General features: G+C 76.7%; 16 protein-coding genes and 1 tRNA gene. 11 read left to right on the top strand and 6 right to left on the bottom strand.

Translation table 11 applies throughout. The features are described 5' to 3' along the window. Positions 1-143 precede the first annotated feature (143 nt). Positions 144-335: a thiomuracin/GE37468 family thiazolyl RiPP peptide gene (locus ACF061_RS28985; protein ID WP_392269934.1), complete on the bottom strand. Its 192-nt coding sequence runs from the start codon at positions 333-335 to the stop codon at positions 144-146. A 215-nt stretch (positions 336-550) separates the two neighbouring features. On the opposite strand from ACF061_RS28985, the gene ACF061_RS28980 reads away from it, so the two are divergent. Genes ACF061_RS28980 through ACF061_RS28945 form a run of 8 tightly spaced genes read left to right on the top strand, consistent with a single transcriptional unit; the run spans position 551 to position 12,579 of the window. Beyond that, on the top strand, positions 551-1,570 hold the full coding sequence (locus tag ACF061_RS28980) for a hypothetical protein (protein ID WP_392269933.1): 1,020 nt from the start codon (positions 551-553) through the stop codon (positions 1,568-1,570). Continuing rightward, positions 1,567-2,880 carry a hypothetical protein gene (locus ACF061_RS28975; protein ID WP_392269932.1) on the top strand — a complete coding sequence of 438 codons (1,314 nt, stop codon included), beginning with the start codon at positions 1,567-1,569 and terminating at the stop codon, positions 2,878-2,880. The genes ACF061_RS28980 and ACF061_RS28975 overlap by 4 nt, the downstream gene beginning before the upstream one ends. Then, positions 2,880-5,609 carry a lantibiotic dehydratase gene (locus ACF061_RS28970; protein ID WP_392269931.1) on the top strand — a complete coding sequence of 910 codons (2,730 nt, stop codon included), beginning with the start codon at positions 2,880-2,882 and terminating at the stop codon, positions 5,607-5,609. Before ACF061_RS28975 ends, ACF061_RS28970 begins: the two co-directional genes overlap by 1 nt. Next, a complete protein-coding gene (locus tag ACF061_RS28965; RefSeq protein ID WP_392269930.1) occupies positions 5,606-6,577 on the top strand; it encodes a lantibiotic dehydratase C-terminal domain-containing protein in 972 nt (323 codons plus the stop codon). Before ACF061_RS28970 ends, ACF061_RS28965 begins: the two co-directional genes overlap by 4 nt. Before the next feature lie 57 nt (positions 6,578-6,634). Beyond that, entirely contained in the window at positions 6,635-7,825 is a 1,191-nt protein-coding gene (locus tag ACF061_RS28960; protein ID WP_392269929.1) for a thiopeptide maturation pyridine synthase, read from the top strand. Then, positions 7,822-9,135, top strand: a complete 1,314-nt coding sequence (locus tag ACF061_RS28955; RefSeq protein ID WP_392269928.1) for a nitroreductase family protein — start codon at positions 7,822-7,824, stop codon at positions 9,133-9,135. Before ACF061_RS28960 ends, ACF061_RS28955 begins: the two co-directional genes overlap by 4 nt. Positions 9,136-9,182: 47 nt before the next feature. Further along, positions 9,183-10,607, top strand: coding sequence for a hypothetical protein (locus ACF061_RS28950; protein WP_392269927.1), 1,425 nt, complete (start codon positions 9,183-9,185; stop codon positions 10,605-10,607). Beyond that, positions 10,600-12,579, top strand: coding sequence for a TOMM precursor leader peptide-binding protein (locus ACF061_RS28945; protein ID WP_392269926.1), 1,980 nt, complete (start codon positions 10,600-10,602; stop codon positions 12,577-12,579). Before ACF061_RS28950 ends, ACF061_RS28945 begins: the two co-directional genes overlap by 8 nt. 186 nt (positions 12,580-12,765) lie before the next feature. Here the strand turns inward: ACF061_RS28945 and ACF061_RS28940 are convergent. Both ACF061_RS28940 and ACF061_RS28935 read right to left on the bottom strand, forming a co-directional pair. After that, positions 12,766-12,839 (bottom strand) — tRNA-Pro (locus ACF061_RS28940). A 76-nt stretch (positions 12,840-12,915) separates the two neighbouring features. After that, positions 12,916-13,443, bottom strand: coding sequence for a MarR family winged helix-turn-helix transcriptional regulator (locus tag ACF061_RS28935; RefSeq protein ID WP_392269925.1), 528 nt, complete (start codon positions 13,441-13,443; stop codon positions 12,916-12,918). Between the two features lie 782 nt (positions 13,444-14,225). On the opposite strand from ACF061_RS28935, the gene ACF061_RS28930 reads away from it, so the two are divergent. Together ACF061_RS28930 and ACF061_RS28925 are read left to right on the top strand one after the other, a co-directional pair. Next, positions 14,226-14,657, top strand: coding sequence for an SH3 domain-containing protein (locus ACF061_RS28930; protein WP_392269924.1), 432 nt, complete (start codon positions 14,226-14,228; stop codon positions 14,655-14,657). A gap of 229 nt (positions 14,658-14,886) precedes the next feature. Beyond that, positions 14,887-15,744, top strand: a complete 858-nt coding sequence (locus tag ACF061_RS28925) for a DUF2690 domain-containing protein (RefSeq protein WP_392269923.1) — start codon at positions 14,887-14,889, stop codon at positions 15,742-15,744. 396 nt (positions 15,745-16,140) lie between these two features. On the opposite strand, the gene ACF061_RS28920 is transcribed toward ACF061_RS28925, so the two are convergent. After that, on the bottom strand, positions 16,141-16,653 hold the full coding sequence (locus ACF061_RS28920; protein ID WP_392269922.1) for a hypothetical protein: 513 nt from the start codon (positions 16,651-16,653) through the stop codon (positions 16,141-16,143). 224 nt (positions 16,654-16,877) lie between these two features. Here ACF061_RS28920 and ACF061_RS28915 point away from each other — a divergent pair, with 224 nt between their 5' ends. Further along, a complete protein-coding gene (locus ACF061_RS28915) occupies positions 16,878-17,222 on the top strand; it encodes a cupin domain-containing protein (protein ID WP_392269921.1) in 345 nt (114 codons plus the stop codon). A 57-nt stretch (positions 17,223-17,279) separates the two neighbouring features. Here the strand turns inward: ACF061_RS28915 and ACF061_RS28910 are convergent, their stop codons facing one another. Then, positions 17,280-17,885 carry a GPP34 family phosphoprotein gene (locus ACF061_RS28910; protein WP_392269920.1) on the bottom strand — a complete coding sequence of 202 codons (606 nt, stop codon included), beginning with the start codon at positions 17,883-17,885 and terminating at the stop codon, positions 17,280-17,282. Between the two features lie 422 nt (positions 17,886-18,307). Continuing rightward, entirely contained in the window at positions 18,308-19,237 is a 930-nt protein-coding gene (locus tag ACF061_RS28905; RefSeq protein WP_392269919.1) for a sugar phosphate isomerase/epimerase family protein, read from the bottom strand. Positions 19,238-19,578 lie beyond the last annotated feature (341 nt).

Genomic DNA, 19,578 nt, shown 5'->3' with positions numbered 1-19,578 from the left:
GGCCGGGGGGGGGGGTGGGGGGGGCGGGGGGGGGGGGGGCGCGCCCCCCCCCCCCCCCCCCCCGCGGCGGGGGGGCGGGGGGGGGCGGGGGGGGGGGGGGGGGGGGGGGGGGGGGCCCCCCCCCCCCCCCCCCCCCCCGCGACTCAGGAACAGCTGCAGTTGCAGCAGTTCGGCGGCGGAGCGCAACAGAAGGACGCGCTCGCCTCGGTCATGCCGTGACCCGCCGTGAGCGACTGGCTGTGCTCGTCCCCGGCCAGCGAGCCCAGGTCGAGGTCCAGCGCGAGGTCGGCGACCGCGGCAGCGAGCGAGGGCGAACCGTTGCTGATCTCGTTCATCAGAACCCTCCTTTCAGATGTGATGGAGTGTCAAAAACGCTGAATCAGCGCCCAGTTCGGACCCTAGCTTGACGATCGTCACCCTGTGAAGGGGATGGACTAGACCATTCGGGTCCGCTAGTGTCGGCCGCCGGCGGACCGCGAGCACGGCTTCGGTCGGCGCTCCCACGCCCGTGGAAGCTCACTCCCACCGAGGAATCCCGATGGAGGCGGTGATGAGGCCGAGGCTGATTCCCGACACGCATCTGCTGCCCTCCGACCGGGGCGTGGTGATCAGCGGCCCCCGGCACACCGCGGCCTTCGCGCTCCCGGGAATCCACCCCTGGCTGGAACGGCTGCGACCGTTCCTGGACGGTCGGCGCACCCTGGACCAGCTCACCGCCGACCTCCCGCCGCAGGCCGCGCAGCACGTCCGCGGGCTGGTGGAACTGCTGGCCCGGGAAGGTTTCGTGCGCGACGCCACGGCGGATCTGCCGCACGGGCTGGACCCGCGGGCCCGTGCGCACCACGCCGCGCTGATCGACTTCATCGCGGCGCGGGCGGATTCGCCCGAGCACCGCTTCGAGCGCTATCGCGATTGCGCCCCCGTGGTCGTCGGCACCGGACGGATGGCGGGCGCGCTGGTCCTCGCCCTGCTGGCGTCGGGTGTGGCGCACGTCCGCCTCCAGGCCGTCGGGGGAGCCCAGGGTGCCGGGCCGGCGACGGACACGGCGCGACTGCGCCAGTGCGTCGCGCTGCTCCGGGAGGAGGGCGGCCGCTTCCACTACCAGCAGCTGGGCGGGGACCTGTCCGCACTGCCCGCGGACGCGGGTGTGCTGCTGCTCGGCTCGGACGTGTTCGACCCGGAACTCACGGCCCGGGCCCGTGCGCTCGCGGTGCGCGGCGGGGTGCGGTACGGGCAGGCGGTGGGGCGCGGTCACCACCTCGTGATCAGCACGGTGGGCGATCCCGACGGTCCGCCGGAGCAGCCGGTGGCCGACGGGCCGGCGGGCGACGGGTCCGATCAGCGGGCGGCGGGCGGCGCGTACGCGGCGGGCGCCTCTCGCGCGCGGAGGCCGAGTCCCTATCTGGGCGGCCCGGTCGCGGCGCTCGCCGCCAACCAGCTCTGCCTGCACCTGCTGCGCCGGATGGCGGGGCTGGACGGGGCCGGCGGAAGCGGCGCGCCGTCGCCGGTGGCCGACACGGCGGTGCTGGACCTGGTCACCGGGCGCTTCCTCGACGCGGAGCCGGCGTGACCCGCCCGACGGGCGCGATCGCCGGGAATTTGGTGAACGGCAGCCCGTTCCCGGCGGCACTGTGGTCGGAGGCGGTCTACTCCCGCCGGGCGATCCCGGACACCCTGGCCACGGGAGCCCCGGCCCCGGGCCCGGCCGGCGCGGGCCAGGACCCGCTTCCCGACGGGCCGCGCCTCCCGCTGGCGGCACCGCCGCTCCGTCTCGCGCCCTCCCCCGGCTCCCCGGCCGCGCTCGCCGACCCGGTCGTCCTCGCCGCGCTGCTGCACTACTCCTACGGTCTGCTCCAACACGACCTGACCCCGGGCGGCTGGCCGCTCCACCGCGCCGTCGCCTCCGCCCGCTGCCGCTACCCGAGCGAACTCACCCTGGTCACGCCCGCCGGGGCGTACCGCTTCGATCCGCTCCACCACCAGCTCGCGTCGCTGTGCGGCCCGGTGCGCGACGACATGGCCGACGATCCCGCGACGCCCCGGTTCCTCGTCATCACCAGCCGGTTCGCCCGGACGGCGCGGCTCTACGGCGACTACGCCCCGCGGCTGTGCGCCCAAGAGGCGGGGATGCTGCTGGGCGCGGTGCACCTGGTCGCCGCCGCGCTCGGTCTGCGCAGCCGGCCCGGACTGGGCCTGGAGCCCCTGCGCCGCCTCTGCGCGCGCTGGTCCGCGGCCGCGGAGGAGCACCCGATGGGCTACCTGGAGATCGGGCCGTCCGCGGCGCGCCCGGACCGCCGGGCCTGGCTGCCGCCGGACCTCGCCGCGGTGCTGCGCTCCCGCCACTCCGGCGCGGCGGTCTTCGACCCCGCCCCGGTGGCCGCCCCGCGGGCGCTGCTCCCCCACATCGGCGCCTCCCTCGCCGGGGCGCCGTTCACCGGCTTCTCCTGCCACCTGCTGGTGCGGAACGTCGACGGCACCGCGCCGGGCCACTACGTGCACAGCGGCAACCGTCTGCGGCGGGTGCGCGACGGCGACCCGATCGCGATGCTCGAACGGATCGGGCAGACCGAGGGCCGGGTGTCGGTGAACTTCCGCGCCACCGCCTGCACCGCCTACCTCGCCGTCCGGCGCGGCGCCGCGGTCGCGGAGCACGGCGAGGACGCCTTCCGCAGACTGCACCTGGTCGCGGGGGCGGCGGCACACCTGCTCTGCGTGGTGGCGGCCCACCACGGGCTGTCCGCCCGGGTGCACAACGGCTACGACGCCGCCGGCGCCGAGCGTCTGCTCGGGCTCGCCCCGGGGGAGGAGACGGTCCTCTTCCAGGTGGCACTCGGTGCGGCGCGGCCGGGCGCCGCCTTCCGGATCCCGGTGGTGTTCTGATGGTCTCCGGCCCGTCCCCCGCGGTGACCGCTCCCGCCGCCGGCCCGTTCCGCTCCCCCGTGGGTGTGCGGACCGCCGGACTGCCGAGCACCGCGCTCGACGCCTCCCGGATCCCGCGCAGCACCGAACTCGCCTCGCGCATCGTGTCGTTGGACCAGCGGCTGACCGCCGACGCGGAGCGGCTCGGCGACGCGCTGTACGCGCTGATCGGCACCGGGGCGGCCCGCCCCTTCAAGGCCCGGCTGGTGGGCCTGCGCCGAGCCGTGCACCGGGGCGCCCGGATCGCCCCGCTGCTGGACGCGGCGGCCCCGCCGGAGGTGCTCGGCGCCGCGCTCGGCGAGCACCTGCGGCGGCACGCCGCCCTGCGCCGCACCCGGGCCGAGCTCTTCGCCGAGCTGGAACGCGCCCTGCCGGCCGAGACCCGGTCCGCGGCGGCGGCCCTGGGCGCGCTCGTCCGGGACCCGGCGTTCGCCACCGGCCTCGGGTACGCCAGCCCGGACCTGTACGAGGACGTGCTGCGCTGGCGCAGGCGGGACTCGCCCGGACGGCAGCCCCTGGACGGGGCGGTCGTCCGGCTGGCCAAGTACGCGGGCCGTGCGATGGCCAAGCCCAGCCCGCTGACCACCTTCGCCGCCAGCGGCTTCGGCCGCTGGGAGGCGGACGCGGGGGCCGCCGTGCGACTGGAGAGCACCGTCCGGACCCAGGTGGCCGAAGCAGCGCTGCTGCCGCTGTCCCGGATCGCCGGCGCCCTCGCCCATCTGCCGGAGCTGGACGCGGTCGTCCGGCTGCGCGTGAACCCCTCGGCCACCCCGGTGCCCTCCCCCGGCGGGGAGCAGTGGCTGTTCACCACCCCGGGCCCGTCCGGCGAGGTGCGTTCCCTGCCGGCCACGCCGGCGCTGGCCGCGATCCTGACGGCGGTCGGCGAGGCCGGGAGCCCGGCGCGGCTGCGCGCCCTGCTCGGCGCGCCCGGTCCGGGCGGCGCCACCACGGCCGGCGCCGCCCGCCCCGCCACCGCCACCGCCACCGCCGACGCCGTCATCGCCCGGCTCGTCCGGCTCGGTCTGCTGGAGGTCCGGCTCGGTCTGCCCGACCAGGAACTCGACCCGGCCTCGCTCTGCGACTGGCTCGGCCGGCGGCTGCCCGAGCCGCGGCCCGGTGACCGCCTCGCGCCGCTGCTCGCCGACCTGCGCGCGGTCCGCGACCGGACGGACGCCGCCCGCACCGCCGCACCCGGCGCCCGCCGGGACATCGCCGCCACCTTGCGCGCCCGCACCGCGGACGCCGCCCGCCGGCTCGGGATACTCGGTCCCGCCGAGCGGTGGGAGCCCGGCACGCCGTACTTCCACCACACCGTCACCGTCGGCAGCGCCGCCGTCCTCGACCCGGCCGCCTGGCGGCCGGCCCTCGACGACCTCGCCCTGGTACCCGCCCTGCTCGCCCCCTTCGACACCCTCGCGCCCCGGCGGGAAGCGGTCCGGCGGCACGCCGTGGCCGCCTACGGTCCGGGCTTCGTCCGGCCGTTCACCGCCTTCCTCCGGGACTTCGGCGCCTGGTGGGCCGCCGACGCCGGGCCGGACTCCCCCACCGAGCGCGACACCCGGCGGCAGGACGAGCTGCGCCGCCTGATCGCGGGCACCGCCCCCGCCCCCGACGGCACGGTCCGGCTCGAACCGCGGGCCGTACGCGAGCTCTGCGGCGCCTGGCCCGACCCGCACACCGCCGGCGACCTGCACGCCTGCTACGTCCAGACGCTGCCCGACCGGGCCGCCGGGCTCGCGCTGGTGCTCAACACCGTCACCTGCGGCCACGGCACCGGCCGGAGCCGGATCGCCCGCCTGCTCGACGCGGACCCGCCGGGGGACGCCCGCGAAGAGCCCGCCACCGGCCGTCCCCCGGGCACCGCCCTGTACGCCGAGTTCGACGCCTCCTTCGGCAGTGCCCTCAACCAGCGCGCACCCGCCACCCGGTACGCGATCGACCTGGACGGCGCCACCTCGCACCGGCCGCCCGAGCGGTTGATCCGGCCCGCCGACCTGGACGTCGTGCACGACCGGCACGCCCAGCGCCTCCACCTCGCCTGCCGCGCCACCGGCCGCGTCGTACGGCCGCTGCACCTGGGCCTGCTCGCCACACCGCTGCTGCCGCTGCCGGCCCGGCTGCTGGTGGAGGCGTTCGGCCAGACCCCCTACGCCTTCTGGTCGGACTGGCCGCAACTGTGGCGGATCCTCGCGCCGGACCGGAGCGCCTCGCCGCGTCACGGCACCGCGGCGGGGACCGGCGAGGGCTGGACGAAGACGGCCCGGCTCGCCCTCGGGGCCGTGGTGCTGCGCCGTGCGACGTGGTTCGTCGACCGGGGCCGGGCGCCCGCCCGCGCCGCCGGGGAGTCGGACGCCGCCTATCTGGTCCGGGTGCACGCCTGGCGCGCGGCGCTCGGCCTGCCGCCGCGCTGCTTCTGGCGCGCCCTCACCCCGCGCCCCGCCGGGGGCTTCACCGGTCCCGCGCTGCTCGACAAGGACCGGAAGCCGGTGTACCTCGACTTCGCCCACCCCCACCTGCTGCGGGTCTTCGAACGGGCGGCGGCCGCGGACCGGCCGCTGCTGCTCACCGAGGCCCTGCCCGACCTCCACCACGCCCCGGCCCACCAGGACGGACGCCGGTACGCGACCGAGTTCCTGGTCGAGCTGCCCGCGGCCGCGGACCGGACGGCGGAACGGCGGCCGCGGACATGACGATCCGTCAGCCCCCGGTCGGACCGGTCCCGGAGCCGGCGGACCACTGGGTCGGCGTTCACGTGTTCACCGGGCACCCGCTCGACCTGGTCGTGCGCGCGCTGGTCCCCGGGGTCCTCGCCGAGCTGCGCGACCGCGACCTGATCGACCGCCTCTTCTTCCTCCGCCACTGGCAGGGCGGCCCGCACCTGCGGCTGCGGGTGCGGCTGACGTCACCGGCGGCCGAGCCCGCGGCGCGCGCCACGCTGGCCGCGCACACCGCCGCGTTCTTCCGCGCGCTGCCGCCCTCGCAGGCCATGACGGAACATCAGTACGACGCGTTGGCGGCGCGGTTGTCGGCCCGGGAGCCGGAGAGCGAGCCCGGGACCCTGGCTCCCAACGACACCTTCGCCTTCCTGCCCTACCGGCCCGAGCACGCCAAGTACGGTCACGGCGCCGCGCTGCGGTCCGCCGAGGACGCCTTCGCCATCTGCAGCGAGCTGGCCACCGACGCCGTGCTGGCCGAGTGGGGCCCGGCGCGCCGGCAGGCCCACTGCTTCGCCCTGCTGGCCGGCAGCCTGGACGCGAGCGCCGCCGCGCCGGTCCGGCCGGCGCCGGACGTGGTGGCGCGGTACCGGAACCGGCGCGCCGCGCTGCTCGCCGTCGCCCGGGCGGCGCGCACGGCGGCCCCCGAGGGTGCGGGCGGCCGGGCCGGCGCCGATCCAGTGACCCGGTGGCTCACGGCCTGCCTCGACGCCCGCCGCCAGGCCGCCGACCCGGCCCGGCTGACCGGGCACCTGACCCACCTGGCCTGCAACCGCCTCGGCGTGCGGCTCGACCAGGAGGCGACCCTGCGCGGCCTGGCCCTGCTCGCCGTCGCGGAGTCGACCGACGGCGGCCCGCCGCCCCCGCCCGGTGCCGGGCACGGCGGCCGGCGAGCCGGGACCGGGCGCGGCCACCCGGCACACGAAGGCGCCGGTCCCGGGTGAGGCGGGCCCTTCCGGCGGAGGCCCGAGCAACCGACAACCACCAAGGAGGGACTCCCCATGGCGGACACCCCGCAGGCGGCCGGGCCGCAGTGGCGCGCGGCCCACATCGCGTACTTCGGCGACGGCACCGACCAGCTCGTCCTGCGGGCCGTACGGCCGGTCGTCGAGCGCTGCGCCGGGCACGTCGAATCGATCTACGTGCTGCGGCACTGGCGCCGCGGGCCCCATCTGCGCCTGGTGGTGCACGCCACGCCCGCCGTCTTCACCGAGCTGGTGGTGCCCGCCGTCTCGGAACTGGTCGGCGGCTACCTGCGGGCCCACCCCTCCACCGCGCCCGCCCCCGACGAGGCCGCCCTGCTGCCGCTGCACCGCCGTCTCGCCGACGCCGAGCGGGAACCCGGACCCCTGACGCCGTTCCGCCCGGACAACTCGATCACCTGGGAGGAGCACGACCGCCGGATCGACGTGCTCGGCTGCCCGGTCGGCGCCGACGAACTCGCGCTGTTCTACCAGCGGACCAACGACCTGCTGTTCGAGCACCTGGAGTACGTCGCCGCCGGTCTGCCGCGCGAGACGCTGGCCCTGCGCCTGATGCTCGCCACCGCGCACATGCTCTGCCGGCACCCGCAGGACCCCTCGATCCGGCGTGGGTTCGTCTCCTTCCGTTCGCACGCCGAGGGCTACCTGAGCACGGCGGGCCCGCAGGCGCGGGAGGTCTTCGAGCGACGGTACGCGGCCAACCGCGAGGTGCTCACCGCTCAGGTGCGCGCCGTGGTCGCGGCCTTCGACTCCGCCACGGACGAGCCCGGGGCGGAGGCCGAGACGCCGGGCGGCCCGGCGGCCCTGCGCCGCTGGGTGGACACGATCGACTCGCTGGGCAGCCGCTGGACCGCGTTGTACGAGGCCGGCGAGATCCCCGAGGCGGAGATCCCGGACGACGAGGAGAACGGCATCGGCGACCTGCTCTCCGCCAGCCCGCTGCACCGGGCGATCAGCGGCAGCGCCACGTACAAGCGGATGATGTACCGGGATCCGCGTTTCCTGCGCTACCGCCTGATGCTCAACCACACCTATCTGCACCTCTCCCGTCTCGGGCTGACCGGCCTGACCCGCTATCTGCTCTGCCACCTGGCCGCCGACGCGGTGGAGGAGGTCTACGGGGTCAGCGCGCTCCAGTTGGTCCTGGCCACCGCCGCGAGCGGGCCCGGCGCCCCGGAGGCCGCCGCACCGGCGGGGACGCCCGGATGAGGCCGTCCGCACCGGCGGCCGACGCCGACGCCTACCCTCCGCCCGTCGAGACCGGCGGAGCGGCGGCACGCCGGTACCACGCCCGGTACGGCAGTGTGCTGCCCGCCATCGACCCGGCGGCGGGCAGCACCGCCCCCAAGCACCATCCCGGCGTGCCCGTCCTGCCGCTGCCGTTCCCGCCGGCGCTGCCGCCGGCCGCGGCCGGGCCCGGCGCGGCCGCCGACCCGGAGTGGCTGGGCGCGCTGCTCGCGCCGCTGAACGGGGTCACCCGGGTCGGCTGGGGCGACACCGGCGTGGGCGCCGGCCGGCCGGTGCCGTCCGGCGGCGGCACCTACCCGGCCGAGGTGTACACGGCCACCGCCTCCGGGCTCTGCCACTACCTGCCCGCGGCCCACGCGCTGGAACTGCTCTCCCCCGCCGACCTGCGCGCCGACCTCGCCCGCTCGCTGGCCCGGCCACCGCTCGAACCACCCGAACTGCTCCTGCTGATCAGTACCCGGCTGACCGCGAACCTGGCCCGCTACGGCCCGTTCGGCCACCGCCTCCAGGCGCTGGACACCGGCGTGCTGACCGGGCAGGCGCTCACCTTGCTGGAGTCGGCCGGCGCCGCGCCGACCGCGCACGCGCTCCTCGCGGAGGAGGAGGCGGGCCGGCTGCTCGGCCTCGACCCGGGGACGGAGCGCGTCCACGCGGTCGTCACCGCCGGGCCGCCCGGCCGGCTCGCGCCCGACGCCCCGCTGCTGCGCCGCCGCACGGCCAGGTCCGGCTTCGAACCGGCCCCCGTCGCGCCGGCCGATCTGCTCACGGTCCTGGACCGGGCGTCCCGCCCGGTGGCCCTGGACCACGCCGCCCCCGTCGGCTGCGACCTGTACGTGGTGGCCAACCGCGTCACCGGACTGGAGGCCGGCTGCCACCGGCTCGATCCGCGTACGGGACGACTCGCGCGGGTCGCCGGGGACGTCGCGCCCCGGGACCTGTTCCCACCCGGCGGACCGGGTGAGCTGGCCGGTTTCGAGGCCGCCTGCGCCGTGCTCGTGACCGGCGACTACGAGTCGGGCTACGCCGAGTACGGGGACCGCTGGTACCGGATGCTCAATCTGCGGGCGGGCGTCCTCGGCCAGCGGATCGGCCTGGCCGCCGCCCGCGCCGGGCTCGGCGCCGGGCTCCGCTGCGACGTCGACACCGCGGCCGCCGACGCCGCGCTGCGCACACCCGCCGACCGCACCACGCTGCTCGCCGCCCTGCTCGGCCGGGAACGCGGCAGCGGCGCACCGGTCCAGCACCTGCTGTGCCCCGCGGCCCCCGGGTGAGCCCCCTGAACCTCCCGACCACCGCCCCCTGACCGGCCGAGGACACAGTGATCACCCCAGACTCCGTCCCGCTCCTGCGCCCCGACGTCTTCCTCGTCCCGAGCGGGAGCGGCACCGTCTACGCGCGCTCCAGCCACGGCACCGACCTGATCGCCGCCCCCGGCATCGCCGGCTGGCTGGACCGGCTCACGCCGTTCCTGGACGGGACCCGCACGGTGGGACAACTGCTCGACGGCCTCGACGGTGCCCGTCGCACGGTGGTCTGGCGCATCCTCGAACTCCTCGACGAGCACTCCTTGTTGGCGGACCGCTCGGACCCGGGCCAGGACCGGCGCGCCACCGCCCATCAGCGGCTGCGGGTGCTGGTCCTCGGCGCCCCGGCCGCCGCCGCGGCGCTGGCGCACGCGTTGCGGCTGACCGGGCTGTCCGCCACCACGCCGGTCGCCGGCCACGCCGAGGCCCGGGCCGCGGTGGCGGCCGGCGGCCACGACGCGCTGCTGCACCTCACGGCCGACGACGATCCCGGGCCGGTCGCCCGGCTCGACGAGGACTGCCGGGAGCACGGCCTGTGGTTCGCCGCCGCGGTCCGTGACGCGGAGTCCTGGTGGCTGGGCCCGACGCTCTCCCCCGGCCCCGACCGCGCCCCCGGCGGCTGGCTGGGCGCCTGGCTGCGCGTGCACGGCACCGAGGCCACCGGCCGCGCCGAAGCCGCCCGGCCCGCACCCCGGTTCCCGGCGGACGGTACCGAGGCCGTCGCCGCCCTGCTGGCGCACCGCTTCCGGCAGGCCTTCCTCACTCCGGCCGCCCCCGAACCGCTCGTCCGCCTGGACCCCGCGACCCTGACCACCACCCGCCACCACTACCGGCCCCACCCGGCGGCGCTGCCGGCGGCGACGGAGAGCGCGGCCTCGTTCCTCGCCGGGATCGCCGCCCTGCGCGACGGGCCGGCGGTCGGCCCGGAGGAGTTCTCCCGGCGCGCCGCGGGCGGCATCGACCCGCGGGCCGGGCTGCTCGCGGAGCTGGACGAGGGCGCGCTGCCGCAGTTCCCCCGGCACGCCTCCCGCGCCGTGGTCCGCGACCCGCGCACCGGCCGGGCCGAGCGTCGTGTCCACGCCACCGGCCACGACTTCACCTCCGCGCGCCTGCGCACCGCCCGGCGCGCCCTGGCGCTGTACGCCCAACTCGCCCTCGACCCAAGGCGGTTCGTCCCGTCTCCGGACGGGCCGTCGCTGTGGGCCTGGTCTCCCGGGCAGGGCACCGCCCATCTGGTTCCGGCACCCCGTGTACTCGCCCGGGGGCCCCGCACGCCGCGCGGCCTCGGTTCCGGCGCCACCTTCGACGAGGCGGTGACGGCGGCCCTGCGCGACCTGCGCGGCCACCCGCACGGCGCGCTGATCGTCCCGCTCGACCACGACCCGGCCGCCACCGAGGTCCTGCCCTACCTGCTGAAAGCGGTGCGCTGCGATGACTGAGACCCTGCCGCCGGCCACCGCGCGGCTGCACCACGACGGCGGCCTGATCGGCCGTGCCCTCGCCCGCCGGCTGGAGGCCGCGCCACCGACCGGGAGCGAGGTCCGGCTCCTGTCGGCCGACACACCGGACGCGGCGTCGGGTCCGGCAGGCGATCTGGCCGCCGGCGGACATCCCTTCCTGCTCGTCGTCGGGGAGCTGGACCGTGTGGTCGTCGGCCCGCTGGTCCGCCCCGGCGCTCCCGGCTGCCCGCACTGCCTGGCCGCCCGCCGCGCCGGGGCCCGCGCCGACGCGGCCGAGGAAGCGGCGCTGCGCGCCACCTACGGCAGCCGTCTGACCGGCACGGCCTCTCCCCTGCTCACCCCGCTCGCCGCCGACCTCGCCGCGGCCCTCGCCCTGGGCCGGCTCACCGCCGCCGACGCCGACGGGCACACCGTCACCATGCTCCGCCTGGCCGACCTGGAAATCAGCCGCCACACCTTCCTGCCCGACCCGCACTGCCCCGGCTGCGGCGGCCTGCCCGAGGACTCCCCGGCCGCCGCCGAGATCCCCCGCGTCACCCGGCCCAAGCCGGACCCCGCGGTCCTGCGGGTCCGGGACCTGCGCGCGGAGACGGCGGAACTGGAGGCCCGGTACGCCGACGACGAGACCGGCGTGCTCAAGGGGCTGCGCTCCCGCGGTCTGCACGCGCTGCCGTTCGCCGAGGCCAAGGCCGGCCCGGCCGAGTCCGTCGACGGCGGTTACGGCCGCGCCCTCGACTTCCGCACCGCCAGGGTCACCGCGATCGCCGAGGCACTGGAACGGCTCGGCGGAGGCCGCCCGGGCGGCAGGCGCACCGTGGTGCGCGGCAGCCACCGCGAACTCGCCGCCCTGCACCCCGGCGGCGTGCTGGACCCGGCGACCACCGGCAGCCACGAACCGCACCGCTACCGGGAGCCCGGCTTCCCCTTCCAGCCCTACCACCCCGACCTCGTCCTCCCCTGGGTCTGGGGCTACTCGCTCACCCGCGAACGGCCGGTCCTGGTCCCCGAGAGCCTGGCCTACTACCGCCTCGGCCGGCACGACCCGCGGGCCGCCCGGCCCTTCGTCTCCGAGATCTCCAACGGCTGCGCCCTCGGCGGCTGCGTCGAGGAGGCCGCGCTGTACGGCCTCCTCGAGCTCGCCGAGCGGGACGCCTTCCTGCTCACCTGGTACGCCCGGCTGCCGGCGCCCGCGCTCGACCTGCGCAGCGCGCGCGACCGCCGGATCGGCCTGCTCGCCGACCGGATCCACCACCGCACCGGCTACCGCGTGGAAGTCCTCGACGTGACCGGGGCCGAAGGCATCCCCAGTTTCTGGGCCGCCGCCGTGGACACCCGGCCGCACTCCGGCCGGGGCGCCGAGGAAGCGGCGCCCCGCCCCGCCGTGCTGTGCGCCGGCGGCTCGGGGCTCGACCCCGAACGCGGTGTCTTCGGGGCGCTGCACGAACTGGTCACCGCGATCGAGGCCTACCGGCTGATCTATCCGCAGCGCGCGGCGGACGCCGCGCGGATGCGGGAGGACCCCGAGCAGGTCCGTCTGATGGACGACCACGCGCTGCTCTACTGCGACCCGGTCGCCGCGCGCCGCCTGGACTTCCTGCTCGCCCCCGGCGGCCGGCCGCCGCGGGAGCGCCGGAGCCTGCGCGAACTCGCCGACCGCTGCGCCTGGCCCCGCCACGCCGACCTGCGCGCGGACCTGGACGAGCTGGTGAGCCGGTTCGCCGCCACCGGCCTGGAGGCGATCGTCGTCGACCAGACCACCCCGGTCCACGCCGCCGCCGGCCTGTCCTGCGTCAAGGCACTCGTCCCCGGCCTGCTCCCGATGACCTTCGGTCATCGTCTGCGCCGGATCACCGGGCTCGACCGGGTGCTGACCGCCCCCCACGCCCTCGGCCACAGCGCGGATCCGCTCCGCCCCGAGGAGGTCAACCCGTACCCGCACCCGTTCCCGTGAGCACGTGCCGGACCGCCCTCGCCCGGCGAACGGCATAACGCGGGACGCCGACACCGGCCGGCCCGCGGGGTCGTGTCCGCCGGCCGGCACGGTCAGGACGGTGGTCCGCCGACCAGTGTCCGGGAACGACCGAGGGGCTGTTCCAGATGTGCTCTGGAACAGCCCCTGATCCGCGACTCCGCGAAGTCGGGACGACAGGATTTGAACCTGCGACCCCTTGACCCCCAGTCAAGTGCGCTACCAAGCTGCGCCACGTCCCGGTGCGTCCGTGCGGTGACCCGTCCGAACGCGCAGACAAACCTTACCGTACGCGAGCGGGTGGGCCGCCCCGCCGCCTCAGCCGGTGCGGGGGGCCGTCTCGGCGGCGCCCTCGTGCTCGGCGTCCACGTCCTTGGCGTAGGCGATGAAGTCGTCGACCATGCGGTGGAACAGCGTGGCGAGCTGGCGGAGCTCCTCGGCGGACCAGCCGGACAGGGCGACCTCCATGCCGCGGGCGCCGGCCTCGCGGACGCGGGCGATGGCGTCCCGGCCGGTCTCGGTGAGGCGGATGCGCTGGGCGCGGCGGTCGTCGGGGTCGGGGACCCGGGTGACGTGGCCGGACTTCTGCAACTGCTGCACCGTCCGGGTGACGTGGGAGGCTTCCACGCCCAGGCGGTTGGCCAGCTCGCCCGGCCGCTGCGGCTCCGAGTCGGCGATCTGGCGCAACAGCGCCACGGCGGCGCGGTCCAGCGGGACGCCGGCCAGGCCCATCAGCTTCTCGTGCTGCCGGGCCCGGGTGCTCAGGTAGGTGATCCGGGTGAGCGCGCGCTCGATCTCGGCCACCTCGGGCGAGACGGGCCCGGTGGGCGATGATGGACTGGGCATGTACCCCAGATTACCATATCGTTGCGTTACTCAAGTATTTGCGGGTGCATGCCGGTGCGTGCCCTTGGCCGCCGCACCGCCGGCCGTCCCCCTCCAACGGCCGGCGGTGCGGCACGGTGCGCCGGGCGGCGGACGCCGGTCCGGGCGGGTGACGCCCAACCGCGCCGCGTCTCCCGCCAGTTCCCGCCGCACCTTCGGCGCCACGGGTACCCCGGCGGCCGCGCGTTCCACCGCCGGCCCGGCACCGCGCCCGCCGCGGCGGTGCGCGCCGCCCGCCGCCGGCAGCCGCTCGTGGGCGCCGAGGGCGGCGTCGACGACCGCGGTGAAGGCGTGTCCGGGCCGCCGAAGACCGCCGGGGCCGGGGCGGACCGCAGGGCGTTCCGCCGGTGCGCGCGGATCCGCGGCTCCACCGCGCGGAAGGCGGCCAGGACCGGCACGCCGACGAGCACGCCGATCGGCGACTCGAAGGTGAGCGGCTCACCGGCCCGCCCGGCACCGCCCGGCGAGAGCGGCGCGATCCCCCAGCTCCGTGCCTCCGGCCCGCTCGGCGCTCCCCCAGGACGCGTCCGCCCGGCCCGTGCCCGCGTCCCGGGCCACCGCTGGCCGGGCCCCACGGGGACGACTGCCGGCCGAGCCGGAGGGACACCGTGGGCCCCGGTCCCGGGGGACGTCCCGGTCGTCCCCCGGGACGCGGGGACGGCATCGTGGGCCGGTGGCGCGGAAACGCTGGGCTGCGGGTGATCACGGCATGTGGTCACCGGAACGACAGCCCGGAGGTTTCCATGATCCGACGGTCCCTCAGCAGCGGTCTGCTGGCCGCGGTCGCGGTGCTCGCGCTCGTGCCGACGGCGGCCGAGGCCGCCCCGGCCGCACCCGCCCCGCGCACCGCCGCCACGACGCCCGCACCCCATCTGTCGCCCTCGCCGGAGCCCACCCCGGTGCGGCACGTCAACCAGACGTCGACGCACCGCCGTTCGAACCACCCCGTCGGACGGGTGAGCACGCGTCACTCGGTGCTGAACGTCCGCTCCGGCCCCGGCACCCGTCACCGGGTGATCGGCGTCCTGCACGCCGGCCAGCGGGTGGCGCTGAAGTGCCGGACGCACGGGTCCCGGGTGCACGGCACGCACCAGTGGTACCGGCTCGCCCACGTGCGGGGCTATGTCTCCGCGCACTACGTGCGGGTCCGCGCCGCCGCCGTGCCCTGGTGCTGACGGCCGACCTGCCGACGGACCGTCAGAGCCACGTTCGCTGACTGATCCGGCCCGTCCGGGACCGGCGCGTTCCCGGACGGGCCGCGGGCGTCGTCCGCCGGCGCACCGGCGCCGTCCGGCTCACCGATCGCACACCTCCCGGATGTGTGGGGGCGGCCCCGGCCCGGGAAGCCATTCCGGCAACCGGGGTGAAACGCCCGAAGCGGAATCGGAGTCGGGAGCGAGCGGTATGCGGCAGCCCCAGGAAGCGGAACCCTCACCCGGGTCGCTGGTGGCGATCCTGCGCGAGTTGAGGGACCGTACCGGTCTCAGTCTGGCCGCCCTGGCCACGCGCACCCCCTACAGCAAGTCCGCCTGGCACCGTTATCTGGCCGGTGCCACACATCCGCCCCGTTCGGCCGTGGAGGCGCTCGCCCGGCTCGCGGGCGCCGATCCCGCGCCGGCGCTGGCCGCGTGGGAGGCGGGGTGCGCGGTGCCGTCCGTTCCGGCGCCCTCCGCGCCCCACGCCCCGCCGGCCTTCCCTTCCTCCGCTCGGGAGGGCTCCGCACCGTCCCGTACAGCCCGGGCCGCGCCGTACGGGACGGTGCGGCCCGGGCCGGCCGTTCCCGGCCGCGGCCGGCGGTGGCCGCTGCTGCCGGCACTCACCCTGCTCATCGTGGCCGCCGCGGTGGCCGCCGTCCTCGCCTCCTCCTCGCGCGGCGGCCCACCGGGCGCACGGGAGGCGGTGGCCGCCCAGCGGTGCCACGGCCGCTCCTGCCAGGGCGAGTCGCCCGGCGCCTCTGCCTGCGCCGGGGACGCGCGCACCGAGTCCGCCGTGTCCGACGCGACGTACACCGTACGACTGCGCTACTCCCCGTCCTGCGGCGCCGCCTGGTCCCAGGTGAAGGTGCGCTCCGCGGTGACCAGGGAGGTCTCGGTACGCACGGGGGACGACGTCCTGTCGGCCACCTACTCCGCCGACGACCCGCGGGGCGACACGAGTCCGATGCTGGCGGTGTCCTCACCGCGCGGCGTGGAGGCGTGTGCCGAGGTGAACGGCGAGGTGGCGTGCACGGGCCTGGACTCGGACACCGCCGACCTCGTATGACGCCGTACGCACGCCTGCGGCGGCCCGCGCACGGCGTTCGGCGCGGGCCGCCGGGGACGGGCGGTGCGGGCGGTGCCGGCGGCCCGGGGACCAGCCCGCCGGTCAGCAGTTCCCGCTGCACGCCGGCGGCCGTCGTCGATCACGAGGAGGCGGGCTCGGGCGCGGGTGGCCAACGTTTGCTTGACTCAAGTAAGTCATCTGTGATTGCCTAACTCAAGCAACCTGGACTGGGGCCGCCTGGAGCGGAGGCGGCCCCCGCGCCGCCGGCCCGTGGGGACGGGGTGCGGCGCCGACCCCGGGTCCGGTGCCGGGACGTTCCCCCCGTCCGGCGCCGGACCCGTGGGACCCCACCGGACGCCCACGGCCGCCGCTCCGCCCCCAAAGAGCCCCGGACGCCTACTTGATGACCGCGTTGGCCGCCACGACGATCAGCCCGATCAGGGCGTCGCCCACTCCGGTCGCCAGCGCCACCGTCCCTTCGCGGCCCGCCCACCTGGCCGAGAGCAGGCCGAGGACGAACAGCAGGGCGATGTTGAGGACGAACGCCGGGTACTCGACGCCGTTCGCGGGCCACCAGCCCCAGCCCGCGCCCGCGAGGACCAGGACGGTGGGCAGCATCGCCGCGACCAGCGGCCACTCGGCGGCGAGGGCGCGCAGGGCCTGGCCGCGGCGGTGGGGGCCGCGCTCGGCGATGTAGTGGGCGTAGCCGTGCGCGAGGGCGGACGCGAACCCGGTCACCAGCAGCCAGGCGGCGTCGTACCGGCGGTCGGCCGCGGAGTTGTGCCCGTACCGGGTGAGCGCGGCGACCATGGCGCTGGCGACCACGGCGCCGTAGACCCCGCCGAAGAGCAGCAGGGACCGTAAGTCGTGCGCGGCCCGCTCGGGGACGGCCGCCGTGGGCTCCGCCATGGGCTGCTCTCCTCGCGGGCGTACGGGGACGGGCGTACGGGGACGGGCGTACGGGGACCGGCGTACGGGGACCGGCGTACGGGGACGGTCCTCTCAACGATCTCCCGTGCCGATCGGCCCCGCCACTTCGCCGCCACCGCCGCGACGAAGTGTCCGGCCGCGCGCGCCGGTCCCGCACACTCTGTCCACGCCGCGCGCCCGGCGGGCCCGGCTAGGGTCGCCGCATGACCGACAGCTTCGTTCTCCATGTGCCCGACGCCGAACTCATCCCGGAGCCGCTCGACCCGGACCAGATCGTCTCCGGGTCGCCCGAGGTGACCGGCAAGGTGGTCCAGGAGTCGGCGGACGGCCGCCAGCTCCGCGGCGTCTGGCAGATCACCCCCGGGGTCGTCACCGACACCGAGGCGGACGAGGTGTTCGTGGTGCTGAGCGGATCGGCGACCATCGAGGTCGAGGGCGGTCCGACCCTGCGCGTCGGTCCCGGTGACATGGCGGTGCTGCGGGCGGGCGACCGTACGACGTGGACGGTGCACGAGACGTTGCGCAAGGTGTACGCGATCAGCCTCTGACGGCGCCGGTCGACGTGCGGCCGGCTCTCCCCGGCCGCGGGTCGGCGCCGGAAGTCCTCAAGCGCCCCGCCAGACGTTCGCGAAGGCCGCGTCCTCGATGGCGCGCCGCCGGCGCACGGCATCCAGTTCCATCACCGCGTCGTGGACGGCGGCCAGCACCGTGAGGACGGCGTCGTCGGTGACCACCGGCTCCGCCGGAGTGAGCTCGTCGCGGATCCCCACGGCCGCCGCCAGGGCGAGCAGCACCGGCTCGTCCGCCGCCCAGCGGTACGCCGCACGCCGCCGCGCCCCGGTGTCGCTGAGCACGGTGCGCCCGCCACGGAACGGCAGCCAGCGGCTCCGTTCCCAGGTGACCTGCCCCTCCGTCTCCAGAACGGACAGGTACCTCGACGACAGACCGCGGCCGCGCCGCCAGAGCCAGTCCGGCAGGGACTCGTACGGCGTCTCGCGCACGAGCGAGGAGGCCGCCTCGGCCAGCAGGCGGTCGTGGGGGACGGGGCCGGTGCGGGGCGTGATGCGCTCGCCGTCCAGCCCGATCGCCCCGGCCCGCAGCAGGTCGTACGCCTCCGCCCCGGCCAGCGCGAGCGAGAGCTCGCCGCGTTCGAGAGGCCGGCTGGGCGCCACGTCCAGGGCGACGATCATCAAATCACGCGGTGTGCTCATGGGGCTCCCCGTCGGAGGGCGTGCCTGACGCTGCGCCGCCGGGCCACCGGCGTGGGACATGGCGCTCTGATTGCTTACCCGGCCGACTGTAGCGCGGCGAGGTCACGGGCGGGCGGCGAGAGTGTTCCGGCGACGGGGCCGGCCGGAGAACGGCAGGACGGCCGCCTGCCCCGGCCGGACGCGGAACGGCCGACTCCCCCTGGATCTGACGCGGAACGGCCTACTGCCCTGAGAGGGCGGAGAACAGCCGGCTCCCCCGGCCGAAGGCCGGGAACCTCCTTGCGAGGCCACGAAGAAGGTAACGGGGCTCCCCGAGCCGGACACAGAACGGCCGGCCGCCCCGGGCGTCCGTGGAACAGCGGGACAGCCGGCTCCCCCGAGTCGGCCGGTCCGGGCCCCGGACCGGCCGGCCAGGCGCCGGATCAGGCGCCGCAGGACCTCAGGAAGCGGCGGGTGCGTGCGGCGATGGGCAGCGGCCGGTCCGGTGCGCAGGGGTACATGTCCTGCTCGACGATGGCGAACAGATCCACGCCCAGCTGCTGAGCGGCCGCCAGCACCGGCTCCAACTCGGGCACTCCGGTGGGAGGTTCGCACATCACACCACGCTGGACCGCCGGCCCGAACGGCACTCCGTCCGCCACCACCTCGGCGAGGACCCGCGGGTCGACCTGCTTGAGGTGCAGATAGCCGATCCGCTCGCCGTAGGTCTCGATCAACTTGACGCTGTCGCCGCCGCAGTAGGCGTAGTGCCCGGTGTCCAGGCACAGGTTGACCAGGTCGGAGTCGGTGGAGTCCAGGAATCGCTCGACGTGCGCCTCGGTGTCGATGTGGGTGTCGGCGTGCGGGTGGACGACGATGTCGAGGCCGTAGCTCTCCTTGACCTCGCGGCCGAGCCGTTCCATTCCCCGGGTCAGGTCGGCGAACTGCGCGGCGGTCAGCTCCGGCGGCTCCAGGATCTCGGCGGTCCTGTCGTCCCGCCAGAAGGAGGGGATGACGACGAGGTGGCGCGCGCCCATGGCCCGGGTCAGGTCGGCGACCCGGCCGACGTGCTCCCAGGTGGAGTCCCACACGGACGGGCCTCGGTGCAGCGCGGTGAAGACCGTGCCCGCGGAGACCCGCAGGCCCCGCCGGGCCACCTCGTCGGTGAGGCGGGCCGGGTCGGTCGGCAGATAGCCGTACGGCCCGAGTTCGATCCAGGAGTAGCCGGCCTCGGCGACCTCGTCGAGGAAGCGTTCCCAGGGCACCTGCCGGGGGTCGTCCGGGAACCAGACGCCCCAGGAGTCGGGTGCCGAGCCGACCCGGATGCGGTCGAGAACGGGGGCGGATCCGCGGGAGCGGGGAGAGCGGTCCATCTTTCCTGCACCTCACTGTGGCGACGGGGGAAGGAGGGAGGGGGGTCGGGAGGATCCGGCGGCCCAGCGCCGACGGCTGCGCGCCGACGGCCCTGCGTCGGAGGTCGGCATCGGAGGTTCAGCACCGACGGCTCTCTGCCGGCGGCTCGGCGTCGGAGGTCCCGTAAGTCGGCGGCCCCGGGCCGGCGGTCCTGCGCCGACGGTCCCGGGCCGGCGGCCCTGGACGGGAACAGGTCCCCGCGCTCGGCCGCGCCCACCTGTTCATTCGCCGTCAAGACATCATTTCGCCCATAGGTCCGGATGTTAGTACAAAACATTGACAGTGCGGCCCCAAAGGATCT

Origin of the sequence: Streptomyces sp. NPDC015220 (assembly GCF_043079345.1) — a bacterium.
In the GTDB taxonomy this organism is placed as follows: Bacteria; Actinomycetota; Actinomycetes; order Streptomycetales; family Streptomycetaceae; genus Streptomyces.
Note: the sequence above shows the minus strand (reverse complement) of the source record. Positions and strands in the feature narration are given on the sequence as shown.